The following is a 6783-nucleotide window of genomic DNA, read 5'->3' on the forward strand; positions in this document are numbered from 1 at the left end:
GCGCCGGTCTGATGCGGGTTCTCGCCATAGCGCAGCGTCGCGGCCAGCCGCCCTGCCACCGCCACCCGGGCCGGGGCGGCGTCGTTCAACTGGCCGGCGAACCAGCACGAGACGGCGGCGTCATAGGCGGCGGTGCGGGCGAAGGCCCGGGCGGCCAGGCGTTTGCGCAGGGCCAGCGTCGTCGCGCCGTCGGCCTTTAACGCCTCCAGCAGCTCGGCGACCGAGGCCTGGTCGACGCAGACGGCGACATAGCCGTGGTTCTTCGAGCCCGAGCGGATCATGGCCGGGCCGCCGATGTCGATATTCTCGACCACGGCGTCGAATCCGGCCCCGGACTCAACGGTTGATTCGAACGGGTAGAGATCGACCCAGACGATATCGATCGGCCCGATGCCGTGGGTCGTCATGGCCTCGGCGTGGTCGGCCGCGTCACGCACCCCCAGCAGGCCGCCGTGGACCACGGGGTGCAGGGTCTTGACCCGGCCGTCCATCATCTCGGGGAAGCCGGTCAGGTCGGCCACGTCCTTCACCGGCAGGCCGAAGCCGGCGATGGCGGCGCGGGTGCCGCCGGTCGAGACCAGTTCGACGCCGAGCCCGTGGAGGGTGCGGGCGGCATCCTCCAGCCCGGTCTTGTCGGACAGCGAGATCAGCGCGCGCTGCGGCGCCACGCGGTCGGGCGCGGGAGGAAAGTCGGGAGCGGCGGGCATGGCGGCGTCCGTAATCTGGCGTGGGTCGGGGGAGACGCGCGCCCTCTAGCATTCCAAGAGGCGGGATAGAACCGTCGCGGTCGGTCAACGCAACGAACCGACGCATGGCAGGCAGGGACCACAATCAGTCCGCGCCGGACCACCGGCCAGTCTCTCCAAAATTTAATGTTCGGACACACATCCGGGGCATCGCCCCGCCACCTCTTGCATTATGATCGGAAAATCAAACAAGTCGGGAGATGACGATGCTGAAGTTGAAACTGTTGGCCGCCCTGGCGGTCCTGTGTCTGCCCCAGACGGCGTGGGCGCAGACACCTGCGCCCGCGCCTATCCAGGTGATGGTCGTGGGGTCTTTTCACATGAATAATCCGGGTCGGGACATGCACAATATGCAGATCGATCCCGTGACCACGCCGCAGAAGCAGGCAGAACTGGCGGCTGTGGCCGAGGCCCTGGCGGCGTTCCGGCCAACCGCTGTGGCGATCGAACGGGTCGCCCCGGACCAGGCCACCATGCTGGACCCCAACTGGCCCGCCTTCCGGCCCGAGCAACTGCTGACGAACGCGGACGAGCGGGTGCAGATCGGCTACCGCCTCGCCGCTCGCGCGGGAATCGACCGCGTTTATGCGATCGACGAGAAGGATCGCGAGGGGCAGCCGACCTATTTTCCGATGGGCCCGGTCATGGCCTGGGTTCAGGCGAACGGGCGGATGCCGGAGTTCCAGGCGGTGAGCGCGACCATCCAGTCCACGATCGCCGCGCTGGAGGTCCGCCAACGGGAGCGCACGGTCGGTCAGTTGTTGGCCGAGATCAACGCGCCTGACCACCCGATGGTCGGCCCCGCCGGGCAAGAAGCCATTTACTACGCCATGATCGGCTTCGGCTCCGGCGACAATCAGGCCGGCGCTGAACTGAACGCCCGCTGGTATGCCCGCAACGCCCAGATCTTTGCCAGACTGGTTCAGGTCGCCCGGCCCGGCGACCGCATCGTGGTCGTTTACGGCAGCGGTCACGCTTACTGGCTGCGCCATTTCATCGAGACGACGCCGGGATTCGAACTGGTTGAGCCGACGGCCTGGTTGTCTGCGGACTAGCTTGCAGTGATGGGTGTGGGTGGTTCCGGCGCGCCGGGAGCCACCCCGCCAGCCTCTGGTCAGGCCGTGAGTTGACCGAAGTCCACCACCATCGGCTCCCGCCCGATGAGTGCGAGGAACCGCCGGAACTCAGCCTGCGCCAGCGCCGTCGTCGCCGTGTTGGTCAGGGGGTGGAAGTTGACGATGTCCGCGTCCCACAGCGCCTTGTCGAGCACGAAGGTCACGCGCTGGTCCGGATCGTTGATCAGGCCCAGCGCCGTCACCGAGCCCGGCGTCAGGCCCAGCGTCTCGTACAACAGCCCCTCATTGCCGAATGACAGCCGGTCCGAGCCGATGACCTTCGGCGCCCGCTTCAGGTCGATTGCCGTGTCCTGACGGGCCGAGATCAGCCACAGCCGGCCCTTCTTGTCCTTGAGGAACAGGTTCTTGGTGTGGGCGCCGGGCATGGCGGCCTTGAGCTCCAGCCCCTCGTCGACGCGGAAGACGGCGGGGTGGTCGTGCGTCGTCTGGGCCACGCCGTTCGCCGCCATCCACACCAGCAGGCGGTCGCGGTCGAAGGCGGGTTCGGTCGGCTTGTCTTCGGTCATGCGGCGCCGCTAGGGATGGAGATATCCCTCGATACCGCCCGGAGGCCCGCCTTGGAACTGGAATGCTATCCGATGACGGCGACGCCGCCCGACCTCGTGCCGGGCCGGCAGTCGCGCAACTGGATGGACGCCTTCGCCAGCCGCCACCCCTATCGCTGCCTGCCTCTGAACATGGCCAACACCACGGGCTGGGAGATCCTGTGCCCGCTGACCTTCACCGCCGAGTGGAACGGCGGACCCAGCCAGGCCGACATCGTCATCACGCCCGAGCGGCACAACGCCAACCTGACCCATGTGGTGACCTCGCATTTCTCGCGCGGCGTCCTGACCATGCATCCGCAGTATCTGTTCCGCACACCCCCCGGCTGGGGCCTGTTGGCCGGCGGCTCGCCCAATCACATGAAGGACGGCATCCAGCCGCTGGTCGGACTGATCGAGACCGACTGGCTGCCCTTCCCCTTCACCATGAACTGGCTGTTCACACGGCCGGGGCGGGTGAAGTTCGAAAAAGGCGAGCCCTTCTGCTTCATTACCCCGATCGAGCACCGCAAGGTCGAGACCATGCAGCCGGTGATCCGGTCGCTGGAATCCAACCCGGTCATGCACGGCCAGTTCGAGGCCTGGAACCGCGCCCGCACCGACTTCAACAAGCGGCTGGCCTCGGGCGACCCCGACGCGGCCAAGGAGGCGTGGCAGCGCTACTATTTCAAGGGCGAGGTGCCAGAGGATCTGGGCGTGGCGCCGGACACGCATGTGAACAAGCGCCGGCTCAAGTCGCCCCGGATCGGCTAGGGTGAGGGCTTAGGTCGTAGGGCTCAGGAATTAGGAGAGGCGCAGCCAGGCGAGCCCGACTTCCTAATTCCTGACGCCTAATTCCTGCTCCCTACATCGCCCGCGTCACCCGCGGCCCGAGGTTCTGGATCACCTCACGGGCGTCGAAAGCGTTCGGATCACCGGCCGGTTTCGGCCCCCGGCCCATGATGATCTCGGCCGAGGCTTCGAAGCGGTCGATCTCGCGCACGTCGAACTCACGGCCGAAGGGATCGCCCCACGGGCTCCAGAGGCCGCGGCGCTGGTAGCGCCAGGTCGGGCCCCAGAACGGGCTGTAGCGATCGCGGTAGAAGGGATCGGGGATCCCTTGGAAGCGGACGTCGCGGTCGGTGGCGCGGTTGACGGTGGAGAACCAGTCATAGCCGCTCTCGGCGGTCACCTCGGCGGCGCGCAGCAGCAGAGCCATCTCAACCTGTTCGCGCGAGGTGACGGAGTTGCCGGCGAAGCTGACGCGGTACCGGTCGGCGTCCACCCGTTGGTCGGAATAGCCGAAGCGGCTGTCGACGCCGGCGGGGCCGTAGGGGGTGGCCGTGGCGCAGGCCGACAGGGCCAGAGCCGCCGCCGTCGCCAGAATTACGGGCTTGAGGAAACGCAGTCTCATGGGAACTCTCCTTGACGCGACAGTGCGCGCCCTGTCGGCTGAACAGGACATGAACAGCGCCGTTCCGGCCGCCGCCAAGTCCCTATAAACGCGTGACAATAAGTACGGCGGCGGCCAGCAGAAGGATGCCGGTCAGGACGGCGAAACCCTTGCGGAACCGCGGCTCGCTCATCCGCCGCGCAAGGGCCGCGCCGCCCAGACCGTAGGCGGACATGGTCAGCGCGTCCATGCCGATGGTGGCCAGGGCGAACAGGGCCAGTTGCGGCGCGGCGGGCCGGCCTACGTCCATGAAGGGCGGCAGGACGGCGGTGAAGAAGAGGATCGCCTTGGGGTTGGCGATCTGGACCATGAAGCCGTCGACCAGGGCGCTGCGGCCCATGCGGATGGCCGGGGCGTCCGGTTCGTCGGCCGTGCGGAAGGCGCCGCGAAGGGCGCTGATCCCCAGCCAGGCCACATAGAGGGCGCCGCCGATCGAGATCAGGCGGAAGACGTCCGGAAAGGCGATGACCAGCGCGCCAAGACCCAGCGCCGCCGCCGCGAACCAGACCAGGGTCGCGGCGTTCATCCCGACCACGCCCGCCATGGCGGCGGCCTTGCCGCGCTGCACCCCGTTGGCGACCGAAAACAGGTTCGCCGGACCCGGCGTAACCGCCATGACCGCCATGACGCCCAGAAAGGTCAGATACAGGTGCGGATCGACGGGCAGGCTGGCCATGGCCGTGCTGTCGGGCCGACCGGGTGCCTGGTCAAGCCCGCAGTGCGCTCATCGGGTGAAGCGCGGCTCAGTCTTCGTCTGACTCAGCCTGTTTGCCCTCGTGCCCGGTTTCCACGGCTTCGGCCACAGCTTCGTCGACGGCGGCCTCGACCTCGCCCTGCACTTCCTCGATCGAATCCATGGCCGTGCCAAGGGCGTAGTCGGCCATCAGGCCATAGGTGGTCATGTGCTCGGGGTCGTTGGAGGCCCAGGCGCCGTTGGCGGCCATGCCTTGAGCCGCCTGCAGGGCGCCGGAGACCTCGACCCCCGCCAGGGCTTCGGCGACGACCGCCTCGACGTCGATCTCTGCGAGCACCTGTGCGGCGATGGCCGAAGCATGCTGGGTCACGACGGAGGTGAAGGCCGTCAGATCGGGCTGATATTCAGTCCACAGGGCGGCGATGCGCGTTTCGCGCTGCGCCTCGGTCAGGCTGGCGTCTTCAGCGATGGCCTCGGCGCGGGCTCCGAAGGCCTCCATCCGGGCCTCGAAGGTTTCGGCGGCGGCCTCGATGGCCCGCTCGGACGCGCCCTTCTGCGGATCGGCGACCGCGGCCGAGACCGGCAGGACGGCGAGCGCGGCGGCGAGGGACAGGACCTTGAACATGGCGGGGCTCCTTGAAGTCGCCGCCAAGGTCCGCCGAACACCGTCCGGTCTCAAGTGAAATCGCGGTAAGGCGGCAGGGCTGACCCCGCCGCCCTTCCGGATCAATGACTTACCGCGGAGCGGCGGGCGCCGCAGCGGCGGCAGCGGCCTGAAGGAGCCCGGCCTTGATGGTCGCGGGAGCGCCGACGATCTGACTGCGTATCATCGGACCCATCTGGGCCATCTGGGCCTGCTCCTGGGGCGGCATGACGGGCAGCTGGGAAGTGATGAAGGCGTCGAGCTCGGCGGCGAAGCCGTCGGCCTGCGGCTGATAGCGGGCGGCGATGGCGTCCATGTCGGCATTGGCCTTGACCTGGTCCGAGCCGGCGGCGGTCAGGGCGGCCTGCATCTCCCCGCGCATCGTGTCCAGCGCCTGCTGGAAAGCCAGCGCCTTGGCCTCGAAGGCGGCCTCCGCCTGGGCGGCCGCAGCGGCAGCCGGGTCGGCGGCTGGCGCCTCCTGACCGAATACGGGGGTCGCGAGCGCCAGAACGGCGGCGGCGGCGAGGGCGGTGCGAAGAGACATGTCAGGTCCTGAAAAGGTCGGCGGAGCCCATGCTCCCACCGACAGGTTGGCGCCGATCCCCCAAGAGCGCGAGGGGGCCTGCAGTTCTAGCCCCGGTCGCGCGCGTCCCGCTTGCCCAGCACGCGCAGGCGCAGGGCATTCAGCTTGATGAAGCCGGCCGCATCCTTCTGGTCATAGGCCACGGCGCCGTCCTCGAAGGTGACCAGTTCCTGGTCGTACAGGCTGTTCCCGCTCTCGCGGCCGATGACGGTGGCGTTGCCCTTGTAGAGCTTGACCCGGACCGTGCCCGACACCTTGGCCTGCGAATGGTCGATGGCGGCCTGCAGCATCTCGCGCTCGGGCGAGAACCAGAAGCCGTTGTAGATCAGGTGGGCGTATTTGACCGCCAGCTCGTCCTTCAGATGCATGGCGCCGCCGTCGAGCGTGATGGACTCGATGCCCCGGTGCGCCGCCAGAAGGATGGTCCCGCCGGGGGTCTCATAGACGCCGCGCGACTTCATGCCGACGAAGCGGTTCTCGACCAGGTCGAGCCGGCCGATGCCGTTGTCGTGGCCGTACTGGTTCAGGGCGGTCAGCAGGGTCGCCGGCGACATGGCCTCGCCGTTGATCGAGACGGGATCGCCCTTTTCGAAGCCGACGGTGATGACCGTGGCCACGTCCGGCGCGTCTTCGGGCGACAGGGTGCGCTGGTGCACGAACTCGGGGGCCTCGACCGACGGGTCCTCCAGCACCTTGCCCTCGCTGGACGAGTGCAGAAGGTTGGCGTCGACGCTGAACGGGGCCTCGCCGCGCTTGTCCTTGGCGATCGGGATCTGGTGCTTCTCGGCGAAGTCCAGCAGGTGCTCGCGCGACTTGAAGGCCCATTCGCGCCACGGGGCGATGACGCGGATGTCGGGCTCGAGGGCGTAATAGCCCAGCTCGAAGCGCACCTGGTCGTTGCCCTTGCCGGTGGCCCCGTGACAGACGGCGTCGGCGCCGACCATGCGGGCGATCTCGATCTGGCGCTTGGCGATCAGCGGCCGGGCGATCGAGGTGCCGAGCAG

8 protein-coding genes and 1 pseudogene are annotated in these 6783 nt (G+C 68.3%); 2 read left to right on the forward strand and 7 right to left on the reverse strand.

Going from position 1 to position 6783, the window contains the following annotated elements; all coding sequences use genetic code 11:
- Window positions 1-707, reverse strand: a pseudogene (purH, locus tag B3E43_RS15355) (bifunctional phosphoribosylaminoimidazolecarboxamide formyltransferase/IMP cyclohydrolase); the annotation flags it as partial.
- A gap of 245 nt (window positions 708-952) precedes the next feature.
- On the opposite strand from purH, the gene B3E43_RS15360 reads away from it, so the two are divergent.
- On the forward strand, window positions 953-1801 hold the full coding sequence (locus tag B3E43_RS15360) for a DUF5694 domain-containing protein (protein WP_292031052.1): 849 nt from the start codon (window positions 953-955) through the stop codon (window positions 1799-1801).
- A 59-nt stretch (window positions 1802-1860) separates the two neighbouring features.
- Here B3E43_RS15360 and B3E43_RS15365 read toward each other — a convergent pair whose 3' ends face one another.
- Window positions 1861-2331 (reverse strand): prolyl-tRNA synthetase associated domain-containing protein, encoded by a 471-nt coding sequence (locus tag B3E43_RS15365; RefSeq protein ID WP_414631369.1) that lies wholly within the window; start codon window positions 2329-2331, stop codon window positions 1861-1863.
- A 108-nt stretch (window positions 2332-2439) separates the two neighbouring features.
- Between B3E43_RS15365 and B3E43_RS15370 the strand changes: the two genes are divergently transcribed.
- A complete protein-coding gene (locus B3E43_RS15370) occupies window positions 2440-3180 on the forward strand; it encodes a DUF6065 family protein (RefSeq protein ID WP_292031054.1) in 741 nt (246 codons plus the stop codon).
- Window positions 3181-3271: 91 nt separating this feature from the next.
- Here B3E43_RS15370 and B3E43_RS15375 read toward each other — a convergent pair whose 3' ends face one another.
- The 5 genes from B3E43_RS15375 to B3E43_RS15395 all read right to left on the reverse strand — a co-directional run.
- Complete coding sequence (locus tag B3E43_RS15375; RefSeq protein WP_292031055.1) at window positions 3272-3820, reverse strand: CC0125/CC1285 family lipoprotein; 549 nt, start codon at window positions 3818-3820, stop codon at window positions 3272-3274.
- 82 nt (window positions 3821-3902) lie between these two features.
- Complete coding sequence (locus B3E43_RS15380) at window positions 3903-4535, reverse strand: LysE family translocator (protein ID WP_292031057.1); 633 nt, start codon at window positions 4533-4535, stop codon at window positions 3903-3905.
- Window positions 4536-4602: 67 nt separating this feature from the next.
- Window positions 4603-5178, reverse strand: coding sequence for a hypothetical protein (locus B3E43_RS15385; RefSeq protein WP_292031059.1), 576 nt, complete (start codon window positions 5176-5178; stop codon window positions 4603-4605).
- A gap of 109 nt (window positions 5179-5287) precedes the next feature.
- A complete protein-coding gene (locus B3E43_RS15390) occupies window positions 5288-5740 on the reverse strand; it encodes a hypothetical protein (protein WP_292031061.1) in 453 nt (150 codons plus the stop codon).
- Window positions 5741-5826: 86 nt separating this feature from the next.
- Window positions 5827-6783 (reverse strand): argininosuccinate synthase (locus tag B3E43_RS15395; RefSeq protein ID WP_292031064.1); only part of this gene is annotated, 957 nt, incomplete at its 5' end.

Source organism: Brevundimonas sp. UBA2416, from assembly GCF_002343105.1.
GTDB lineage: Bacteria > Pseudomonadota > Alphaproteobacteria > Caulobacterales > Caulobacteraceae > Brevundimonas.